The 19,866-nt window shown below is 59.9% G+C and carries 20 protein-coding genes; 5 read left to right on the forward strand and 15 right to left on the reverse strand.

Annotated features, from left to right (window positions below; all coding sequences use genetic code 11):
• Positions 1-28: 28 nt before the first annotated feature.
• From lnt to GMO_RS07770, 4 genes are all read right to left on the reverse strand, one after another.
• Positions 29-1,555 (reverse strand): apolipoprotein N-acyltransferase, encoded by a 1,527-nt coding sequence (lnt, locus tag GMO_RS07755; protein WP_175282600.1) that lies wholly within the window; start codon positions 1,553-1,555, stop codon positions 29-31.
• Between the two features lie 73 nt (positions 1,556-1,628).
• Complete coding sequence (locus tag GMO_RS07760; protein ID WP_040508781.1) at positions 1,629-2,462, reverse strand: GNAT family N-acetyltransferase; 834 nt, start codon at positions 2,460-2,462, stop codon at positions 1,629-1,631.
• A gap of 98 nt (positions 2,463-2,560) precedes the next feature.
• The gene (locus tag GMO_RS07765) at positions 2,561-3,091 is read right to left on the reverse strand and encodes a Fur family transcriptional regulator (protein WP_008851796.1); all 531 of its coding nucleotides are present in this window, start codon (positions 3,089-3,091) and stop codon (positions 2,561-2,563) included.
• Between the two features lie 113 nt (positions 3,092-3,204).
• Positions 3,205-3,624 carry a MucR family transcriptional regulator gene (locus GMO_RS07770; RefSeq protein ID WP_008851797.1) on the reverse strand — a complete coding sequence of 140 codons (420 nt, stop codon included), beginning with the start codon at positions 3,622-3,624 and terminating at the stop codon, positions 3,205-3,207.
• A gap of 85 nt (positions 3,625-3,709) precedes the next feature.
• Here GMO_RS07770 and GMO_RS07775 point away from each other — a divergent pair, with 85 nt between their 5' ends.
• Complete coding sequence (locus tag GMO_RS07775) at positions 3,710-3,952, forward strand: sulfurtransferase TusA family protein (protein ID WP_040508680.1); 243 nt, start codon at positions 3,710-3,712, stop codon at positions 3,950-3,952.
• Here the strand turns inward: GMO_RS07775 and rimI are convergent.
• The 6 genes from rimI to GMO_RS07805 form a co-directional block, all read right to left on the reverse strand.
• Complete coding sequence (gene rimI, locus GMO_RS07780; protein ID WP_040508682.1) at positions 3,942-4,346, reverse strand: ribosomal protein S18-alanine N-acetyltransferase; 405 nt, start codon at positions 4,344-4,346, stop codon at positions 3,942-3,944. The two genes, GMO_RS07775 and rimI, sit on opposite strands and share 11 nt — an antisense overlap.
• A gap of 32 nt (positions 4,347-4,378) precedes the next feature.
• Positions 4,379-5,011: a tRNA (adenosine(37)-N6)-threonylcarbamoyltransferase complex dimerization subunit type 1 TsaB gene (tsaB, locus tag GMO_RS07785; RefSeq protein ID WP_040508685.1), complete on the reverse strand. Its 633-nt coding sequence runs from the start codon at positions 5,009-5,011 to the stop codon at positions 4,379-4,381.
• Positions 4,996-5,646, reverse strand: coding sequence for a malonic semialdehyde reductase (locus tag GMO_RS07790; RefSeq protein ID WP_008851801.1), 651 nt, complete (start codon positions 5,644-5,646; stop codon positions 4,996-4,998). Before GMO_RS07790 ends, tsaB begins: the two co-directional genes overlap by 16 nt.
• A gap of 9 nt (positions 5,647-5,655) precedes the next feature.
• Positions 5,656-6,219 (reverse strand): NifU family protein, encoded by a 564-nt coding sequence (locus tag GMO_RS07795; protein WP_040508687.1) that lies wholly within the window; start codon positions 6,217-6,219, stop codon positions 5,656-5,658.
• A 95-nt stretch (positions 6,220-6,314) separates the two neighbouring features.
• Positions 6,315-7,670: an ATP-binding protein gene (locus tag GMO_RS07800; protein WP_050801446.1), complete on the reverse strand. Its 1,356-nt coding sequence runs from the start codon at positions 7,668-7,670 to the stop codon at positions 6,315-6,317.
• 20 nt (positions 7,671-7,690) lie between these two features.
• Positions 7,691-8,455 carry a response regulator gene (locus GMO_RS07805; protein ID WP_040508784.1) on the reverse strand — a complete coding sequence of 255 codons (765 nt, stop codon included), beginning with the start codon at positions 8,453-8,455 and terminating at the stop codon, positions 7,691-7,693.
• A 643-nt stretch (positions 8,456-9,098) separates the two neighbouring features.
• Here GMO_RS07805 and GMO_RS07815 point away from each other — a divergent pair.
• Both GMO_RS07815 and GMO_RS07820 read left to right on the forward strand, forming a co-directional pair.
• Complete coding sequence (locus GMO_RS07815) at positions 9,099-10,616, forward strand: flagellin N-terminal helical domain-containing protein (RefSeq protein ID WP_040508692.1); 1,518 nt, start codon at positions 9,099-9,101, stop codon at positions 10,614-10,616.
• Positions 10,617-10,763: 147 nt separating this feature from the next.
• Positions 10,764-11,192, forward strand: a complete 429-nt coding sequence (locus tag GMO_RS07820; protein WP_040508785.1) for a flagellar biosynthesis regulator FlaF — start codon at positions 10,764-10,766, stop codon at positions 11,190-11,192.
• A gap of 93 nt (positions 11,193-11,285) precedes the next feature.
• On the opposite strand, the gene GMO_RS07825 is transcribed toward GMO_RS07820, so the two are convergent.
• Genes GMO_RS07825 through folD form a run of 3 tightly spaced genes read right to left on the reverse strand, consistent with a single transcriptional unit; the run spans position 11,286 to position 14,941 of the window.
• A complete protein-coding gene (locus GMO_RS07825) occupies positions 11,286-13,256 on the reverse strand; it encodes a M1 family metallopeptidase (protein ID WP_040508693.1) in 1,971 nt (656 codons plus the stop codon).
• A gap of 30 nt (positions 13,257-13,286) precedes the next feature.
• Positions 13,287-14,039, reverse strand: coding sequence for a methylenetetrahydrofolate reductase (locus GMO_RS07830; RefSeq protein WP_008851810.1), 753 nt, complete (start codon positions 14,037-14,039; stop codon positions 13,287-13,289).
• On the reverse strand, positions 14,036-14,941 hold the full coding sequence (folD, locus tag GMO_RS07835; protein ID WP_008851811.1) for a bifunctional methylenetetrahydrofolate dehydrogenase/methenyltetrahydrofolate cyclohydrolase FolD: 906 nt from the start codon (positions 14,939-14,941) through the stop codon (positions 14,036-14,038). The genes GMO_RS07830 and folD overlap by 4 nt, the downstream gene beginning before the upstream one ends.
• A 95-nt stretch (positions 14,942-15,036) precedes the next feature.
• Here folD and GMO_RS07840 point away from each other — a divergent pair, with 95 nt between their 5' ends.
• Positions 15,037-16,101, forward strand: a complete 1,065-nt coding sequence (locus tag GMO_RS07840) for a threonine aldolase family protein (RefSeq protein WP_040508786.1) — start codon at positions 15,037-15,039, stop codon at positions 16,099-16,101.
• 122 nt (positions 16,102-16,223) lie between these two features.
• Complete coding sequence (locus tag GMO_RS07845; protein ID WP_008851813.1) at positions 16,224-17,582, forward strand: L-serine ammonia-lyase; 1,359 nt, start codon at positions 16,224-16,226, stop codon at positions 17,580-17,582.
• A gap of 132 nt (positions 17,583-17,714) precedes the next feature.
• On the opposite strand, the gene GMO_RS07850 is transcribed toward GMO_RS07845, so the two are convergent.
• Together GMO_RS07850 and GMO_RS07855 are read right to left on the reverse strand one after the other, a co-directional pair.
• A complete protein-coding gene (locus GMO_RS07850) occupies positions 17,715-19,256 on the reverse strand; it encodes a Do family serine endopeptidase (protein WP_040508787.1) in 1,542 nt (513 codons plus the stop codon).
• A 45-nt stretch (positions 19,257-19,301) separates the two neighbouring features.
• Complete coding sequence (locus tag GMO_RS07855; protein WP_008851815.1) at positions 19,302-19,862, reverse strand: nucleoside deaminase; 561 nt, start codon at positions 19,860-19,862, stop codon at positions 19,302-19,304.
• Positions 19,863-19,866: the final 4 nt, after the last annotated feature.

Raw genomic sequence — 19,866 nt, forward strand, 5'->3', positions numbered from 1 at the left:
GTAAAAAAACAACCCTGAATTGTCAATGTTAACCTTTAGCAACCAATACCATACGCTCCTTTGACTTTCCCGGACGGAAAAGCAGGGACAGCAGCACACAGAGAACGGAAAGTCCTATGGGAATGGCCCGGCCATAACGGGCGAAAACGGTGGGCGACAGGGGCGGCGGCACGTTGCTGACCACGACATCCGCCCGTCCCCAGCCAAGCCGTGCGGTTTCATGGCCTGTCGCGTCATAGATGGCAGAAATGCCGGTATTGTTGGCAAAAACGACCGGCAGTCCTTCTTCCACCGCCCGCATGCGACCAGTCGCGAGATGCTGGCGCGGACCGGCGCTGTTGCCATACCAGGCGTCATTGGAAATCGTGACCAGCCAGTCCGGCCGCTGTCCATGCGCCACCACGGAGCCGGAAAAAATGATCTCGTAACAGACCATCGGCCCGACACGCCCTATCCCTGGCAGATCCCATGTCTTCAGACCCGGCCCCGGCGTCAACACACCGGGCAGCACATTGAAGGGGATGATCCAGGGTTGGTATTCGCCAAAGGGGACAAGCCTGCTCTTGTCATAGATGGCTTTTATCCTGCCATCGGGAGCGACGGCTTCGAGGCTGTTGAACCAGTCCCTGCCGGAGCGGCGATCGGAACCGATCAGGGCGGGCGCGCCACTACTGGCCTGTCCGATCATCTGTCGCGCCAGTTCATCTTCATCCAGAATCCCGGGAAAACCGGATTCAGGCCAGACAACAACGACAGGACGGTCATCTCCCTGGGCGAAAGCGCGGTCCGCTCCTTCCCGGGTCAGACGCAGATATCGCCGGAAATTCTCGATCGACTGGGAACGGTTGATGATCTCGCTTTCCTCGACATTGCCCTGCACCAGTACAACGCGCGGATTGATCACGGCCAGCGGCCTGGCCTTTTCCATCCGCCATATCCCGAAGCCACTCCACAACACCGCGATGGCTGCGACGGCGACCACAGCCCGACGCCCCTGAAAAATGGCGAGAGAGGCCAGAACCAGCGTCAGCGTCAGACCATCCACTCCCAGAATGGACGCAGGCTGGATCAGCGCATCGCCAATGCATCCGGGAAGTTCCAGGTCACTCCCGAGAGGATTCCATGGAAAGCCGGAAAAAATGAGAACCCGGGACATGTCTGCAAGCGTCCAGCTTCCCGCGAACAGCAGCACACGTCGCCAACCCGCTGGCACCAAACGACACAGGACAGCCGGAATACAGACCAATGGCGCAATAATGAGCGAAACACCCGGCGCAGCGAACGGGACAACCCACCAGAATTCGTGAACGCGCGTCAGAATGGCATTGGTCAGCCAGTATAGTCCCGTCGTATGAAATCCCATTCCGAACAGGAACCCACACCAGGCTGCCTGTTTCCAAGATCTGGCATCTTCCGAAACGCGGAACAGGACCATCAATCCCAATGGAAGAAGAAACAGGGCATGAACCGGCGGCAGGGACAGGGCCGCGACAGCCCCTGCCAGCAGCATCAGTCCGGCCAGCCGCCAGCCGCGGACAGGGAGCGTCGAAATCATGGATGTGACCACTATTGGCTTGGAAAAAAAGGCAGCCGGACCGCAGGCTGGTCCGGTCTATATCCTGTTTCCGTCAGGTATCGAGAGCATCGCGCAGGCGACGCTCGTAGTGACGGTAATACTTGTCCGCCAGCAGTTCGCTTTTCACCAGCACTGCGACATCCGTCGTATTGAACTGCTCGTCCACCACGGCGCCATCGCCAACATACCCCCCAAGCCGCAGATACCCCTTCAGAAGAGGCGGCAGCTTGTTCAGGCAGGCCCGGTAGTCGAGGGCATGCAGGTCGGTGCGCTGCATCTCCACATATCGCTCCGGCAGGGCACGGATACGCAGTGCGGGTGGCGCAAGATGATTGTGGTGCATATAGGTCAGCTGGTCAGCCAAGGCATCCGGATCAGTTCCCGGAAGGCTGCCACAGCCGAACAGCACGTCAATGCGATGCAGGAAGATATAGGAGGCAATGCCACGCCACAGGAGCTGCATGGCGGTGCGCCCGCGATATTCCTTCGCAACGCAGGAACGCCCAACTTCCAGCAGACGACCCGGAAATTCCGTCAGGACGGAAATGTCATATTCCGACGCCGTGTAGAACCGTCCTACCCGCTCTGCCGCATCGGAGCGCAGCAGCCTGTAGGTGCCCACCACGCTTTCCGGACCGGAGCCCTTGGAATGATCAATCACGAGGAGATGATCCGCAGCCTCGTCAAACGCATCCACATCCCGCTTGGTGCGGAAGGTCCGTTCATCGGGGCGTGCGCCCAGTTCCTCGAAGAAGACGCGGTAACGCAGGGCCTGCGCGGCATCACGCTCGGCAGCGGTCTCGGCGATCCGTACGCCCAGGGCGCCTCCCCGCAATTCCTGGAAACCGCCTTCGCGGTTCAGGGAAAGCGTGGAGAGAGTCTCCATCTGCCGCAGCGTGGTTTCACTGCTGGCAAGCGAATGAGCGGGCTTCGATGCGCCATCCGCAACGGGAGCGGAGGCGGTTTTTTCGCCCGGATTGATACTCATGTCGCGCTCTTTTTTCCATTTACCGCAGGGGAAATCTTCTTGCCGTCATCAGCATCCGCACGACGGTGGCCAAACAGTTCGATCCGGTGGGAGACAAGATCAAACCCCATCCGCTCCGCCAGCTGACGGAGCAGTAAAACCGGCTCCTCGTCTTCGAATTCGAGGACGCGCCCGGTATCGACATCAATCAGATGATAGTGATGACCGCTGTCACTGGCTTCATAGCGCGCCCGGCCGCCACCGAAATCGCGCCGCTCCAGAATGCCTTTTTCTTCCAGAAGGCGCACGGTACGATAGACGGTCGCAACGGAAATCCGGCTGTCGATCTCTGATGCGCGCCGATAAAGTTCCTCTACGTCCGGGTGGTCATCGGCTTCCGACAGGACCTGGGCGATCACGCGTCGCTGTCCGGTCATTTTCAGGCCATTCTCCACGCACAGTCGCGCGATGGGAGAATCCTCCACAACAGCGGAGCCGGCCTCTTTCCGATTCCGCGCCCGTTTATCCGTTTTCGTATCCAGGACCATATCTAGCGGCCTAGCCGAAAAAAGGCATGGTTGTCCATCGGGAGCTTTCTATCCGGACCGGAACGCACCACCGCCTTCTGGGATGAAGTTTGGGAAGACGACGGCAGGTCTGTTCAGTCAGTCTCTTCTTCTTCACGGCGGCGGCCAAGACCGATCTTGCGCGCCAAGGAAGAGCGGTGGTTGGCGTAGTTGGGTGCAACCATCGGATATTCAGCCGGCAGGCCCCAGCGCTCGCGGTATTCCTGCGGGGTCATGTTGTAGGCCGTCTTGAGATGGCGGCGCAGAAGCTTCAGCTTCTTACCGTCCTCGAGGCAAATGATGTAGTCCGGGAAAACGGACTTGCGGGGCGGGACGGCCGGAACCGGCTTCTCCGGCGGGAGTTCTTCAGGGACATCCACCTTCGCAAGGGATTCATGCACCGAACGGATCAGACCCGGCAGGCTGTCCGCGGGGATATCATGGCTCGACACATAGGCCGTAACGATCTGGGCGGTCAGGCGGCGCAGATCAGGGTCGAAAGTCTCTTGCGACATTGTACTAGTCCTTCATCCTTGAAAGGAGGCGCTTTTAACAGTAATGATATTCCAATATCAAGCATAAAAAAGAAGTAATCCGGACATGATAAAAAATGAAACATTTTCGTTAGACGTAACTGAGAAAGTTTGTCCTATGACGACTGTTTATGTCCGCGCAAGACTTGACGCCATGACTTCCGGGCAGCGTCTTTCCATCTTTGTCAAAGGCAAAGAACCCAGGCAGAACGTAGCCTCCGCGGTCCAGTCACTGGGGCACCATATCCTTGAAAACTCTACTACTTCCGGACGGGAGGATGTTTACTGCCTGCTGGTTCTCAAACACTAGAAACCAGAACCAAGGCATCACTTCCATCACGGTAATATGCCCGGCGTAAGCCAGCTTTTACAAACCCACATCTTTCATACAAGGCACGCGCTTTTTTGTTACACTCTGAAACTTCAAGAAACACGCGGCTTTTTTCTAAAACACTTTTTACAAGTAACGTGCCAGTTCCACGCCCCTGTCTGGCTGGATCGACAGCAATGGTGAGGATTTCTGTTTCATCGGCAATAGTCCTGCAAAGCACAAATCCGACAGGGTCATCCTCATCAAGGGCAATAACGGCCTCGGTATAGGGTGTAGAAAGCAGGGATACGAAAGACGCTTCATCCCAGACTTCGCCGCCCGCAAAAGCTCTTGCATGCAGGGCGGCCAGGACCCTGGCGCTTTCCAGCCCCATGACCTGTAACCGCAGACTGCCCTGTTCCTTATTCATTGCGGCGCGGAACGAAGGCCACCAGTAGGAGGACGCGCCTCGGGCGGGTCGACATACAGAGGTCGCAGAGGCGCTGGACATTCCCTGAGTGACGCCTGAAAGATCCCGGCAGCCGTCGGCGCGCAACAGGTCAGAGCCTCACAGGGCCAGGAGGAATACTCTTCCACTCCGTCTCCAGCAACCGCCGACCATCCTGCCGGGTCCAGATCGGTGGTCTGGACCGCGACAACAGGCCCAGCAGGCGGATCAACGAACAGTCGCCCTCTCCGAGCCACACTGACACAGGTGACATCCGGACGCCCCAGCGTGGCCCTCAGGGCTGCTCCAAGCGTCACGCCATAGGTCGGGCAACTCCATCCTTCCGCAAGTCCGGCCGCTAGAGACAGGGACGACCGCAACCCGGTGAAAGAGCCCGGCCCCGTCACGGCCACGACCCGGTCGGGTGCGTCCTGCCATCCCGCCTGCCTCAGCAGACGTCGCGTCAGCGGTGCGAAATGTTCCGATGCACCGCGCCCGGCAAGCTGTTCCTGCGCCACCACAGCGCCGTCCTGCATGAGGGCGACGAGATTTGTCGCTCCTGTTCCTGCTCCGGCTCCGTTGAAAACAACGGCTCTCACAGACACATGCATGCTTCGGAAAAATCAAGCCTGGGCGCGCGCGGTGTCACATGGTCCGGATGGGGTTCGTTCTCTGCCGGATAACCTAGTCCGACCAGAAAATTGGCCCGCCAGCCCGAGGCATCCAGCAGCGTGTCTTCAATGGTGAAGGCATCGAAACCGGACATGGGCATTGCGCCAAGCCCCAGCATCCGGGCGGCAATGATCAGGTATCCACCCTCAAGCGTTCCATTCCGGAAGGCTGTCTCCTCGGACAGCCCCACATCTGCCGCGAACCAGTCACGCAGGCCGTCCTGCGGATTGAGGCGGGGCAGAGCTTCGAAAAACAGAGGATCGTGACAGACCACCACCAGCACCGGCGCGGCCATGGCCCGCTCTACATTGCCGGGCGACAGGGCGGGACGGATGCGCTCGCGGGCATCCTGCGTCGTCAGAAACACAAACCGCCCCGGAGAACAGTTGCCTGAAGTCGGGCCGAGACTGACCAGTTCGTACAGACGGCGCAGGACATCGTCTTCCACCGGACGCGACGAGAATGTTCTCGGCGTCCGGGCCTGCGTGAAGAGAACCTCCGCTTCCGGTACGGGACCGGTCAGTATCGAAGTTCCCGAAGCCGTTTCAGCTGTAGACGAAGTCTGCCCGTCCATAATTCCCAATCAATCCTCGACCTGCTCGACCGAGACCACTTCCGGCACGTAATGACGGAGCATGTTCTCGACACCGTGCTTGAGTGTAGCACGGGAAGACGGACAACCTGAACAGGCGCCCTGCATGGCCAGATAGACAACGCCTTCCTTGTAGCCACGGAACGCAATGTCGCCGCCATCTCCCGCCACAGCCGGCCGCACGCGCGTATCCAGCAGATCGAGAATGCGTGACACGACCTCGCGGTCCTCTGCCGCAACGTCATGATCCAGAACTTCCGCATCCCCGGACAGGACAGGACGGCCATTCTCAAAGAACGTCGTCAGCGTTCCAAGCACCACGGGCTTGAGGTCACCCCAGCTGATGCCGTCGGACTTGGTGATGGAAACGAAATCGCTACCCAGGAAGACGCGCCGGACATCCTCGAGACCAAACAGCGTTTCAGCCAGTTCGGAGCGACCGCTGGCGGAGTTTGCATCCCCGAAATCGACAGGGCGGAAATCGCCGGTTACGGCGCGCCCCGGCAGAAATTTCAGCGTGGCGGGATTGGGAGTATCTTCTGTTTCGATGAACATTGCGGTCATGTCCTCATTCTTCAATGAGACCTGACATGTGCCACTTCGGCTTCGGGTGCAAGTGTCGGGACTACATTAGTCCGACTTCTTTTTCTTCAGGCCAGCACCGGCTTTCCGCCCTCGTCCGCTCCCGGCAGGATAATGGTCACGCACAATCCGCCATAACCCTGTGACGCATCGCCGCGTCCCAGAAGCAGTACACCTCCCTCACGCTGGATCTCACGCGAGACGATGGCGAGTCCTAGTCCGATTCCCCCCGTCGCCCGCCCGCGAGAGCCTTCCAGACGATAGAACGGTGTCAGGACACGCTCGTATTCGCTCTCCGGAATGCCCGGACCGCCATCGCTGATGGAAATTTCCAGACTGCCGTCCTTATGGGATTTCAGCATCGCCAGAACATTCCCGCCATAATGAATCGCATTCTCGACCAGATTGGACAGCACGCGCTTCATGGCCAGAGGCCGCACGCGTACCAGCATCCGGTCCGGCCCTTCATAACGGGCATCCCGCCCGTGATCGGCCTGATCATCCACCAGTGTGTTGAGTGTGGCGACGATATCGATCGTACGGGGAACTTCCGGGTCATCCGCGCCGGCCAGATAGGCCAGGACGCCATTAACCATGCCTTCCATCTCGTCGAGATCCGCCTCGATGGCCGCCTGCGCATCTTTGTCAGCCAGAAAGCCACAGCGCAGACGCAGACGGGTCAGGGGAGTGCGCAAGTCATGGGAAACAGCCGCCAGCGCCTGCGTGCGGTCATTGATAAGGCTCTGGATGCGTGTCTGCATGGCGTTGATGGCATGGGCCAGTCCGCGCACTTCGCGCGGGCCACGTTCGGCAAGGGGCACCCAGTTCTCGTCCGCGCCGATCCGGTCCGCCACGGAGGACAGCGCCCGCAGCGGCATGCTGAGACCCCGGATCAGCATGGTGGCGGCGATGGCTACCGCCCCTGCAGCGATCGCGGCGGCGGCCAGTCCGCGCGTGACGCGGTGATGCCCCAGAAGGCCGGGCACGCGAAATCGCAGGAAACTTCCGTCCGGCAGGCGCTCGGACCCCAGGACGTCCGCACTCCCGGGCCCAAGCGTGTAGAGATCGAGCCGTGCCTTCGCCAGAACAGGATCATCGCTTTCGAGACGGTTGATGAGCTGCTGCAGGGCTGGCGTCCGATGGACCTGAAAACCAGGCGGGGGCGCCGAAGAGGCCGCGGGCTGCCAGCTCACGTTCAGTTCATTGCCGGAAAGCATGACGGCAAGAAACGAACGCTGGCTGACGGGAGCGGCCGCCAGAACGCGAAGATCTGTACTCAGCGCCTCTCCAAGCTGGGCGATCCGTACATCATCGACGATGTACATCTCCGCTTCACCATAGAAGACGGCGTTGGTGAGGAACACCAGCGTGACCGCCACGGTCAGGACAACGCAGACACGTCCGACCAGACCGAGAGGCCACAGCAATATGCGGTTCTGGATGTTCAGATCCGTTCAACCTCAGCCACGAAGATGTATCCCAGTCCCCGAACCGTCCGGATCAGCTGATCGGCATCAGCCCCGAGCTTGCGGCGCAGACGGCTGACCAGCACGTCGATACTGCGGTCCGAGACATCCCCGAGACGCGTCCGAGACAGTTCCAGCAGACGGTCACGGGCGATGACGCGCTGCGGATTGTCGAGAAAGCTCGTCAGCAGGTCGTGTTCGGCGCCGGAAATATCCACAGTAGCCCCTGTGGGGTCCATGAGTTCACGACGGCGCAGATCGAGCGTCCAGCCGGCAAAGCGCAGCTTCTCGCGCCGGACCTTCTCCGTAGGGGCAACGGATGTTCCCCGGCGGAGGACTGCCCGCACCCGTGCCAGCAGTTCACGCTGGCTGAAGGGTTTGGGAACGTAGTCATCCGCACCGGATTCAAGTCCGGTGACCCGGTCACGCTCCTCGCCACGGGCAGAGACCATGATGATGGGTACCTGGGACGGCGGGGTCTCATCAGGGTGAACGGCTCCCTGCCCGCTGCGAAGCGCGCGGCAGAGGTCAATGCCATTGGTGCCAGGAAGCATGATGTCCATGATGATGAGATCGACAGGAGCGCTCTGAAGCGCTGTCCACATCTCGTCACCACTGGCAACACCTCGGGCACGGAAACCGTCCCCCTGAAGGGCACGGAGAATGAGCGTTCGCATCCCTGCGTCATCTTCGACGACAAGGATGCGGGCGGGCAGATCGGGATCAGAAAGATTGGGCGCCATACTGTTTTCCATAATCACGGGGGGACAGACATCACAAGCAACAAATCCTGACAGTATCCGTTCCCTTCGCTTGAACGCTCATAACGTTTTCGCATATCGCCCTGAAAGCGGATTGGAGCGGAAAGATCCCGTTTCCCCGGTTTTCGGGCGGAACCGTGCCCTCATTGCTCCCTGTCCGATAATTTTACCCGTCATCGGGGTGACAGCCCTTTTCTGCCATCACCGTGAAAGCACCCACAGCGTCACCACGATCCGGAGCGAAGCCGTGATCTATCCTTTTTGCCTCGATGCGTGGAAACCTTCGGACCGCCTCATCTTCTGCTGTCTGCTGAATGTCCCACGATACGGACGTCCGGTTCGACTGCCTCCTGAAGTTAGCCAGCCTAGCGCCATGCATGGCACATGCCTGCCGGGGCCAAACTGGCCGCATGGACTGCGCCGCCATCAGGTCAGTCCGAACCAAATGGAGGGCTATTATTTTCCAATATTTACTTAGAAAATGTCATTTTTCCCGTCAATTTAATCATTCATTAATATTTTTATGGTAATTTCGTCTCTAATTTTTAACGAACCTGATTCAGGTTCCATTAACTACTAATCCCCTATCGTGAAGGAGCAAAAATGCACTGACGGAGAAAATCCCATGTCGATGTCAATCAATACCAATACTGCGGCCATGTCGGCCCTGACAGTCCTGAACCAGACCACGGCTCAGCTGGATCAGACCCAGAACGCCGTTTCCACAGGCAAGAGCGTGGCTTCCGCAAGCGACAATCCGGCCATCTATGCCATTTCACAGACCATGAACTCCCAGATCTCGGCGCTCAAGGGCGTTTCCACGGGACTGCAGTTCGCCGGCGCGGCCCTGTCCACGGCCAGCACGCAGGGAAGTGCCATCGCCGACACGCTGAGCAACATGTCGGAAACGGTTACGAACGCCGCCAATAACGGTGAGAACCAAGACACGCTGAACAGCCAGCTCACCAGCTACTTGAAGCAAATCAACGTCGCGACCGACAATTCATCTTTCCAGGGCATCAACCTGCTCTCCGGTCAGACGGGCGGCAGCGTGAAATACACATCCGTGTCTGCCGCGCAGGACAGCAACGGCAACCTCTTCACCCAGAGCGGCTTCAACGCCACGGCCAGTGGACTCGGTCTCGACGGCCTGAGCACCACCATGAAGGGTGCCACCTTGTCTCTAGCCGGTGCTGACTCTGCGGCTGCGACCCTGTCCGCCACGGGCGCCACGGCTGACACGCTCACCCTTCAGAGCACAACGGCTGTCAATGGCGATGGCACCGCCAATGACCCGGCCACGACCACGGCCTTCGTTCTGGACGATGCGCCGGGCGCCACATCGGGTGCCGGCAGCGCACTGGCATCTGAAATCAATTCTGCCATCGGCCTCGCCACAGGCACAGCCGGCACAGCCGTCAGTGCAAGCAGCTCCGGCTCCCTTACCATCACGGGTGGAAATCCGGTTTCGAACTCGGATGGTTCGACCGTCTATACCTTCAACAATTCTTCTGATCCGTCCAAAAGCTACTCGATTACCCAGTCCTCCGACGCCAGCGGCAACGCGACCTACACCATCAGCAGCGGCTTCGACAGCAATGGCAATGCGACCCGCAACACCCAGATCGTGGATGTGGACACCAGCAAGGCCAGCAGCGACACGGATCGCACCACCACGCTCATGACAGCCGTGAGCAATGCCGGGTTCGGAATTTCCCGCGCCAATGACGGCACCCTCACGATCGCAGGCGGAAATCTGGACGCCAGCAGTGGTGTCCAGTTCGGAACCATGTCTGCGGCCGGAACGAGCATGTCCCTGACGGCCGATACACAGGCCGCTGCAACAACGGCCACCACATCCGGCACGGACGTTGTCCAGCTTGCCGTCACGGGTGCTATCAACAAGATGAGCCGCATCACCTCCAGCCTGGGTGTGGCATCCAATACCATCACGCAGCTTCAGAGCTCCAACAGTGCCCTGTCCGACTCCCTAACGACGGGTGTTGGCGCCCTGACGGATGCCGATCTGGCAGCGGAAAGCGCCAAGCTGACCTCACTTCAGACGAAGCAGCAGCTGGCCATCCAGTCCCTGTCCATTGCCAATTCCCAGTCCTCCAACATCATGACCCTGTTCCGCGGCTGATGCTGGATGAAGGGTGCCGGACTACTGGCACCCTTCATCATCCTGCCGGAACTGCTTCAGCGGTTTTCTGCATGCGCCGGGAGATTTTTCCTCCACGAATTTCGGAATACCGCTGAAACAGTTCTTTTCCTGACGGAGTTTCTGCCCATGACCTACGCCGCCTCACAATACCAGAAGCAGTCTGGTGCCTATCTGCCACCCCGCGAACTGGAAGCCATGGCCTTCCGTCACGTCAATGATCTGCTGGCACGGGCCAGACGGTCCCATGAACGAGTCGAAGCACTCTCAGCCAATCTGAAACTCTGGGGCATTCTGATGCAGAGCCTCCAGCGCGTTGACTGCCCGCTGGATGTCATTCTCCAGAAGGATCTTCTGACACTGGGAAGCTGGTCCATGAACCAGTCGAACAAGGCCCTGAACAACACTGACAGTATTCAGCCCATCATCGATATCAACACTGACATGATCGAAGGCCTGAGCGCTTCTATCCCTCCGGATGCCTCCATGCCTGCGTTTCAGGCCTCCGCGACGTCTTCGACCTCTCTCGATCGTTCGTCACTGGAATTGACGGGCTGAGAAGGGTGCGTTTTGCGCGGCCCTTCTCGCTGGCCGCCTGCAGGGAAAACCCATGGTGAAGACCATTCCACGCCTTCACCACGAAGCCCTGCCTCAGGGCGCAAGCACTGCCCTGTTATCCGCACGGTCGATATCCGGAATAACGTGATTCGGGTCCAGCGTAACGGCCTTCAGTCCTGAATGGGCTGACAAAGTAACCTGTATATCGCTTTTCTGCCGCCAGGCCTCGGTGGGGATGCGGACATCTTCCGAATGGCCGTCCGCATACTCCGCATGAAGGACGACAGGCAGGGGCAACGTTCCATAATTCAGAACCTGGACTTCGGCCGGTTTTCCAGCGTCACGCCGGATATGTCCGAGCGCGTAATCCGGGGCAGCATTCGTGAAGTACCAGCCGCGCCAGAACCAGCCGAGATCCTCCCCGCCTTCGCTTTCCATCATACGGAAGAAATCCGAGGGGGACGGGTGACGGAATGCCCAGCTTGCAATATAGCGCCGGAACGCCGCATCGAACCGGACCGGACCGAGGATCTGCTCCCGAAGCAGTTTCAGCCCATAGGCGCCTTTGAAATAGGAAACGCTGTGACGGTAATGCTCGGAAATGGCGTCAGCCGGCGTCATGAGAGTGGGAGCCTGCGGGTCCGTCAGGACGGGAACGATGTCCTGTGCCGGATTTCCGGTTTCCGGTGCGAATTCCGAATCGCGTTTGGGGGCGAATTCGCCGTTTTTGAAGTGATCGGATGCATAGGCATCAATGAAGGTGTTGAAGCCTTCGTCCATGAAGGCGTTACGGCGCTCGTCAGTGCCGACTATCATGGGGAACCAGCTATGTCCCAGTTCATGGGTCGTGATCCAGAACAGTTCCGGATCACGATCGCTGATGCCGTCGAACACGATGCCGGGATACTCCATGCCCGCACCATGCCCAGCCAGATTGACGGCGTTTGGCCAAGGATACTCGTACCACTGGGACGAGAAGTATTCGATGGCGTGCTTGACGTATTCGGTGGAGCGGTCCCAGCCATGGGGGCCGATGCCTTCCCGCGGATAGATGGACATCGCCAGCCGCGGCACGGGATGATAGTTCGCCCACGGGACGACAGGCTGCAGCCTGATGCGTGCGGCATCCCACAGGAAGGATGGTGACGCTGCAAACGCCACGTCACGGGAATTGTGCATGCCGTAATGCCATGTCGCTTCGCCGCTCTGTTTCAGATGGCTCTTCGGGTCCGTGACGTCATCAAGCGTCCGGATCATGACGCGCGTATCGCTCTGGGCGGCCTGGGCGAGGCGGGAGCGCTCCGTTGGCGTCAGGGTCTGCTCCGGGTTCAGAAGTGCACCTGATCCGACGAGCGTATAGTTCCACGGCACCGTCACGCTGTAATCGAAATTACCGTATTCCAGGAAAAATTCCTGCCCCAGATAGGGCAGCGTGTTCCAGCCGCGACGATCGTCATACACGCTCAGGCGCGGATACCACTGCGCAATTTCATAAATGTCACCCGCCCGATTCGGCGTTACTGCCGTACGTCCGCCCCAGGGACCGGGAAGGGTGTAATGCCAGTCCACTTTCACATAGGCCATACCATGCGCTTCGATCAGACGCGGCAGGCGGAGCTGCATCCGCGTATCCGAAATCAGGGGCGTGATCTCGGTTTCATGACCACCCTGAACGATCGAGACGCGCTCGACGGTCAGGCCATCCGTATGGTGGCTGTCATACCGGTCCCCGTATACGGCGCGGGCATCAGGACGGTAGATGTTCTGGTCGAGCTGAAGCCAGAGGATATCAAGCTGGTCGGGGCTGTTATTGGTATAGGCTACCGTTTCGGAGCCATGCAGGACATGGGTCTGCGTGTCGATCCGGGAATGAATCGTGTAATCCGTGCGGTTCTGCCAGTACTGCGGACCTGGCAGACCGGAACCGGAACGATAGGCATTTGGCGCATCCGGAAGGACCAGCGGGGCAAAGATCCGGGCTGGATCAGCCGGGGTCTTCGCGCAGAGTACGGGCGGGACCAGTACGCCTCCCAGCAGGGACAAGAGAAAAAGGCGTCTATGCATCCGGACCGGCCTTCCGTTCTGATTTCGGTTCTAAGCCGTTATAATATCACTCAGCTCTCCGAGATAAGATGCAAGATCCACTTTCAGGGGCATAATGTAGGCATTGTCATTTTTTTCCCGGATCATTGTCAGCATCTGGCGCGCAGCGGCGATGTTACCTTCCAGTGTGCCGTCATAATCATGGGGGAAAACCACGTGATTGATCCGCTCCCAGTACCGGCGGGAACGCTCTCCCAGAACGGGTGAAATGCCCCAGAACACCGTGTCGTCCCGCAGCCAGTCCATGCACAGTTCCAGCATCGGGCGTTCAAAAAGAGGCTGCGTGAAGAAACCACGGACCCCGGCGTCACGCTTGCGGGCAACTTCCTCGAGTTCAAGCCATGGCGCACGCCGGTAGGGGTCAAAGACGCCATAAACATCCAGATGCGGTGCTTCCCGGCGATAACGTTCGATGATCTGCGTGGAGGTGTTGGGGTAAATAACATGCCCTCCTCCCGCCGGGGGCGGATCGCCCGCCACGACCAGCACAGCCTTGAGATTGGGGAGGTTTACGCCAGGCAGCGGAGCCCCCGGCGCGATATCGATGGCACGGATATGCGGGATGACCTCAAGGGGATATTCACCCGCCACTTCGGACGCCGCTTCATAACTTCGCAGATCGAACCGCAGCAGGTCCGGGATATTCAGCATCCCGACCTGAGGCAGAACATGCCGTACTGTCTCCACGTCTGCCCGGAGGGCCTCTTTTGAACGGGGGACCAGTTCAATGGAGACACATGTCATGAAGAAGGATTTCCTTTCTGGATGTGCCGGGCGTATCGGGCGGCCTGGAGGGTATTGTGCAGCAGGCAGGCGATGGTCATTGGCCCGACACCGCCGGGGACAGGCGTAATGCGTCCCGCGACCGGAAGCGCCTCGTCAAAAACGACATCCCCCACCAGCCGCGTCTTGCCATCCCCGACCGGGACGCGGGTGATTCCGACATCGATGACGGTTGCGCCCGGCTTGATCCAGTCCCCGCGCACGAGCCCACTCTTGCCGGTCGCGACGACAAGAATGTCCCCTTCCCGCGCCAGCGCCTTTGTATCGCGCGTATGGATGTGGGCGACGGAGACCGTGCAGTTCTTATTCAGCAGAAGCTGGGCCATCGGTTTCCCCACGAGATTGGACGCCCCGATTACGACCGCATGCTTTCCCGTCATGTCTTCATGCACGGACTGAAGCAGCATCAGACAGCCCAGCGGCGTGCAGGGCACAATTCCGTCAATACCCAGCGCAAGACGGCCGGCATTGACCTCTCCCAGACCGTCCACGTCCTTGTGCGGCGCGATGGCGTTTGTCACGATGGCGGGATCGATCTGCGGTGGCAGGGGCAGCTGTACGAGGATACCGTGGATCTGCGGATTGGCGTTGAGCTGTGCGATCAGGTCCAGCAGCTCGTTCTGGGTGGTGCTCTGCGGCATCATGTTCATGAAGGACCGCATACCGGCGCGATGGGTCTGGATGGCCTTGTTCTTGACGTAGACCTCCGAGGCGGGATCATTACCGACCAGTACGACGGCGAGCCCCGGCACGGCGTTTCCCTCGTCCATAAAACTCTGGACTTCGCGGCCGATCTGATCCGTCAGCGTCCGGGCAATGCCTTTGCCATCAATGAGTTTTGCAGCCAGTTCGGGGGACAGCATGATTATGGGTTCTCCGGATGACAACGGATCGGGGTTTCGATTACGCTTCTGTGTACGACCCGCGACGGTCTCAGAAATCTTTTGAGGACAATCTCGTGACCGAGGAAATACGCAAGAATTTCGCCAGTGACAACGTCACTCCTGCCTGTCCCGAGGTTGTTGAGGCCATTCTGCAGGCCGGCACGGGATGTGTGGGATCTTACGGCGACGATGATCTGAGCGGTGCGCTGAACGGGCGTTTCGGTAAAGTTTTCGGAGCGGACGTCGCCGTTTTCCCCATTGTGACCGGAACGGCAGCCAACAGTCTGGCCCTCTCCGCACTGACGGCGCCCTATGGCTCCATCGTGTGCGACCAGAGCGCCCATATCAACAACGACGAAGGCGGCGCACCGGAATTCTTCACCCATGGAGCGAAGCTTGTCAGCATTCCCTCCGACGATGGCCGCATGGATGCAGCGGCTCTGGAAGTTGTTCTTAAGGCCAACCGGCAGAGCGGTATTCTGGCCCCGCCCATTCAGGCCCTTTCCCTAACGCAGGCCAACGAATGGGGTCTGACCTACGCGCCCGATGCCCTTAAAGCACTCGCGGGTCTGGCCCATGACCATGACCTTGCCGTGCATCTGGATGGCGCTCGGCTGAGCAATGCCGTCGCCCATCTGGGGTGTGAGCCGGCGGACGTAACCTGGCGGGCGGGCATTGATGTCCTGACGTTCGGAGGAACGAAATGCGGGGCGCTGGCAGCAGAAGCAGTCGTGTTTTTCCTCAATGACCGGACGGCGGCACCCGCCAGGGACTTCCTGCGCCGGGTCAAGCGCAGTGGACATCTGTGGTCCAAGCAGCGCTTCCTCAGCGCCCAGCTTCTGGCGCTTCTCGATGATAATGTCTGGCTGAAAAACGGCGCACAGGCCAATGCCATGGCCCAGCGCTTGGCACAGGGACTGCACCGGCATATTGGAGCGCATCTCCCTTATGAGACGCATGGAAACGAGGTTTTCGTCATCCTGCCGGAGCCGGTTGTCAGGGATCTTGAAGCTGCGGGATACGGATTCTACCGCTGGCCAACGCCGGAAGGCGTATCCGGTACCCTGATCCGGCTTGTCACCAGTTTCTATACGCGGCCACAGGATGTAGACGCCCTTCTGGCGGAAGTCAGCGCCTAATGGCGCACGGGTACCGTTCTGACAGGAACGCCCCTGAACGAAACGGCGCCAACCCGCTTGTCAGATCCTGACCGGAGGCGCCAGAAGGGCAGACGTTTTCTGTTTCAGAATGGTAAAGTTCCATGATCAGCCTGTTTGACCTCTTCCGGATCGGTATCGGGCCATCTTCGTCCCACACCGTTGGTCCAATGCGGGCGGCCCATCGTTTCATGGGCAGTCTGCCATCAGACCAGATACCCGCACATCTGAAGGTCACACTCTACGGTTCCCTGGCATGGACGGCGAAGGGCCATGCGACGGATCGTGCCGTCATTCTCGGTCTGGCGGGTGAGATTCCCGAAACGGTTGATCCGGCCCATGCTGACAGGATCGTCCGGACGGCACGGGAAAAACATGTCCTGCACAGGGCGGAGGGCGTTCTTCCCTTCGATCCGGAACGGGACATCATCCTGGACCGGGAGACCGTTCCCGTGTTCCATCCCAACACGCTTCAGTTCGAGGCCTTCTCTCCTGAAGGCGACTGCCTCTCATGCCAGCGGTTCTGTTCGGTAGGAGGCGGGTTCATAGTGCCGGAAAACGCAGCCGAGACCACATCCTATACCCTGCCGGACATGCCGCATGATTTCCGGAACGGAGAAGAACTGCTGGCGCGTGTGGCGGAAACGGGAATGGATATCGCAGGTGTCGTTCTGGCCAATGAGAGCGCCCTGCGCGCCCGGGCGGAGATCGAGGCCTATCTCGACCGGATTGCCGATGTCATGATGAACTGCATCAAGGCCGGACTGCACCATTCCGGCACGCTGCCTGGCCGCCTGAATGTGCGTCGGCGTGCCGCAACGCTTTATCGGAAGCTGGAGGAAACGAAACTCAGCAACCGGCCTTCGCCCCATGCCGTCATGGACTGGATCAGCCTGTTCGCCATCGCCGTCAATGAAGAGAACGCATCAGGCGGGCGTGTCGTGACGGCGCCGACCAATGGCGCTTCGGGTGTCATCCCTGCCGTGCTGCGCTATTACCGTGACTTCTGCCCAGATTATACGCTGGACGGTCAGCGGCGCTTTCTACTGACGGCAGCCGCCATCGGCGGGCTGTTCAAGCTGAACGCTTCCATTTCGGGTGCGGAGGTCGGCTGTCAGGGGGAAGTGGGCGTTGCGGCATCCATGGCGGCGGCTGGACTGGCCGCTGCGCTGGGAGCGACCCCGCTTCAGGTGGAAAACGCCGCCGAAATCGCAATGGAGCATCATCTGGGCATGACCTGCGACCCGGTGGCAGGGCTTGTGCAGATACCGTGCATCGAGCGCAACGCCTTCGGCGCAGTGAAGGCGATCAATGCGGCGTCTCTCGCGATGCACGGGGATGGCAGCCATCATGTCTCCCTCGATCAGGTCATCCGCACCATGGCGGAAACCGGACGCGACATGAACCATCGCTACAAGGAAACATCCCTCGGCGGACTGGCGGTCAACTTTCCGGAATGCTGAGAAAGATCCTGTCCTAACGCATCACTGTCAGCTTTCCGGCCGGGCACAACGCTACAAAAAAGGCGGAAGGACATGGTCCTTCCGCCTTTTCCATGACCGGCCCGCAGGCCAGCCTGTCATTCCGTGACGGCCTTACTGCCCGTCATCAGAACCGTCATCATCCGACCCGTTCGGAGAGACAGCGACAAAGAGCTGCTGGCCATCACGCAGGATACGGAGCAGAGGCGGCTGCTTGTGGGACAGGGCCTCATGGACCTGCGAGACCACGGCGCGCGGGGACGGCGTTACGTGATTGCCGACCGCGACAATGATGTCACCAGGACGGATTCCGGCCTGATCGGCAGGAGAGCCCTGAACGATATCCGCTACGACGGCTCCCTGCACGCTGTCATCCAGCCCCAGTTCCTGACGGGTGCGCGGCGTCAGGGACGCCAGGGAGACGCCAAGCTTGCCGGTTCCGGAATTCTGGGTGGCATCGCTGCCGTCACCGTCTCCGTGATCATGGGCGGAAAGGTTGCCAACGGTGAAGTCCACATCCATGGGCTTGCCGTCACGCAGCAGCCCAAGGGTTGCCTTCGTACCCGGCGCGATGGACACCACTTTCACGGCCAGATCATGCCCGTTCTTGATCGGCTTGCCGTTCAGAGTGAGGATGACGTCGCCACTCTTAATCCCTGCCTTCTCGGCCGGGCTGGATTTGGAAACGGATGCCACAAGCGCGCCATGGGGCGGGGCCCCCGGCTCGGGAGCCTTCAGGTTGAGGGCCTGCGCCATGGTCGGAGAGATGTCCTGCCCTTCGATTCCGAGATAGCCCCGAATAACATGACCAGTCTTCTGAAGCTGGCTGACCACGGATTTCACGGTGTTGGACGGAATGGCGAAACCAATACCAATGGAGCCGCCGCCATTGGGAGAGATGATCATGGAGTTGATCCCGACGACCTTGCCGTCCTGCGTGAACAGGGGGCCACCGGAATTACCGTGATTGATCGGCGCATCGACCTGGATGAAGTCATTATATGCGCCGGAATGGAGATCACGTCCGAGGGCAGAGACGATGCCTGCCGTCACCGTACCGCCGAGACCGTAGGGATTACCCACGGCGATCACCCATTCGCCCGGCTGGACCTCATCGGAATCGCCCAGTTCGATGAAGGGCAGCTTGCCGGTTGGCTTGACGCGCAGAAGGGCGACATCCGTCTTCGGATCGCGTCCGATGATCTTGGCGGGTAGCGTCGTGCCGTCATCGAGCGTGACCGTCACCTTGGTGGCGCCATTCACGACATGGTTGTTCGTGACGACATAACCGTCAGGCGAGATGATGAAGCCGGACCCGCGGGCCTCGACCGTGCGGCGGGGCTGCTGCTGCGGCATCATCTGGAACGGAAAGGGGAAAGGAAAAGGCGAACCGCCCATGCCTCCCATTCCGCCCCCACCGCCGGGACCGTCTTCTTCCTCGTCCGCGACATCAGCCTTGATATGCGACGTGATGGAGACGACGGCCGGTTTCACCTGCTTCACGAGGTTAACGAAGTTCGGAAGCGCCTGAACCCCGGTCTGGGGCTTGATGGCTCCGGACGCGGTGGTGGCCGAGTCAGCCAGCGCGACTGGAGCCGTGACCAGCATGGTAGTGGCGGCGAAAGCGGCGAGGGAAGTGCGGAAACGTGAGGTCATATCCATCCCGACGGGTTGCAGGTGAGCGGTCGTTACAGGTCAGAACTATGAACGCGCGTTCCGTTCCGCAAGCTGAACGCCGTGTGAAACATCCGTAAGCCGTTCCGTTTGCCGTTGCCGAAGCTTCTGGAAAAAAATCCTGAGCTGGCGGGAAGCCTCGGTTTCCCTCACCCCTCCAATGACGTCAGGCCGGTGCAGGCAACCGGGACGTTCGAAAAGACGGGGGCCATGTTCCACGCCACCCCCCTTCGGGTCATAGGCTCCAAACACCACGCGCGCGATCCGGAAATGCACCATCGCCGCCGCGCACATCGGGCAGGGTTCAAGCGTGACGACCACCGTACAGCCACTCAGACGTGGCGAGCCGAGGCGGGACGCCGCCTCCTGCATGGCCAGCAGTTCGGCATGGGCGGAAGCGTCATGCGTGGCTTCCACGCGGTTGGATGCCACGGAAAGTACCGTCCCGTCCGGCCCCAGGACAACGGCCCCGACCGGCACTTCTCCCCTGTCCGCCGCCGCCTGCGCCGCCTGAAGGGCCATCCGCATGGCATGGCGGGCATCGGTGCGGAACCCTGACGGAGAAAGGCTTGTCTCGTCCTGAATCATGATG

This window comes from Gluconobacter morbifer G707 (assembly GCF_000234355.1).
Taxonomy (GTDB): domain Bacteria; phylum Pseudomonadota; class Alphaproteobacteria; order Acetobacterales; family Acetobacteraceae; genus Gluconobacter; species Gluconobacter morbifer.

Bases quoted from the DNA above. Each gene is read 5' to 3' on its own strand.
- GMO_RS07855 (WP_008851815.1), bottom strand. From the start codon at position 19,862: ATGATTCAGGACGAGACAAGCCTTTCTCCGTCAGGGTTCCGCACCGAT.
- GMO_RS07790 (WP_008851801.1), bottom strand. From the start codon at position 5,646: ATGGACGGGCAGACTTCGTCTACAGCTGAAACGGCTTCGGGAACTTCG.
- GMO_RS07830 (WP_008851810.1), bottom strand. From the start codon at position 14,039: ATGACATGTGTCTCCATTGAACTGGTCCCCCGTTCAAAAGAGGCCCTC.
- lnt (WP_175282600.1), bottom strand. From the start codon at position 1,555: ATGATTTCGACGCTCCCTGTCCGCGGCTGGCGGCTGGCCGGACTGATG.
- GMO_RS07775 (WP_040508680.1), top strand. From the start codon at position 3,710: ATGATAAAAAATGAAACATTTTCGTTAGACGTAACTGAGAAAGTTTGT.
- GMO_RS07825 (WP_040508693.1), bottom strand. From the start codon at position 13,256: ATGCATAGACGCCTTTTTCTCTTGTCCCTGCTGGGAGGCGTACTGGTC.
- GMO_RS07850 (WP_040508787.1), bottom strand. From the start codon at position 19,256: ATGACCTCACGTTTCCGCACTTCCCTCGCCGCTTTCGCCGCCACTACC.
- GMO_RS07795 (WP_040508687.1), bottom strand. From the start codon at position 6,219: ATGTTCATCGAAACAGAAGATACTCCCAATCCCGCCACGCTGAAATTT.
- GMO_RS07815 (WP_040508692.1), top strand. From the start codon at position 9,099: ATGTCGATGTCAATCAATACCAATACTGCGGCCATGTCGGCCCTGACA.
- GMO_RS07770 (WP_008851797.1), bottom strand. From the start codon at position 3,624: ATGTCGCAAGAGACTTTCGACCCTGATCTGCGCCGCCTGACCGCCCAG.
- GMO_RS07760 (WP_040508781.1), bottom strand. From the start codon at position 2,462: ATGGAGACTCTCTCCACGCTTTCCCTGAACCGCGAAGGCGGTTTCCAG.
- GMO_RS07820 (WP_040508785.1), top strand. From the start codon at position 10,764: ATGACCTACGCCGCCTCACAATACCAGAAGCAGTCTGGTGCCTATCTG.
- rimI (WP_040508682.1), bottom strand. From the start codon at position 4,346: ATGGGGCTGGAAAGCGCCAGGGTCCTGGCCGCCCTGCATGCAAGAGCT.
- GMO_RS07805 (WP_040508784.1), bottom strand. From the start codon at position 8,455: ATGGCGCCCAATCTTTCTGATCCCGATCTGCCCGCCCGCATCCTTGTC.
- tsaB (WP_040508685.1), bottom strand. From the start codon at position 5,011: ATGCATGTGTCTGTGAGAGCCGTTGTTTTCAACGGAGCCGGAGCAGGA.
- GMO_RS07765 (WP_008851796.1), bottom strand. From the start codon at position 3,091: ATGGTCCTGGATACGAAAACGGATAAACGGGCGCGGAATCGGAAAGAG.
- GMO_RS07845 (WP_008851813.1), top strand. From the start codon at position 16,224: ATGATCAGCCTGTTTGACCTCTTCCGGATCGGTATCGGGCCATCTTCG.
- folD (WP_008851811.1), bottom strand. From the start codon at position 14,941: ATGCTGTCCCCCGAACTGGCTGCAAAACTCATTGATGGCAAAGGCATT.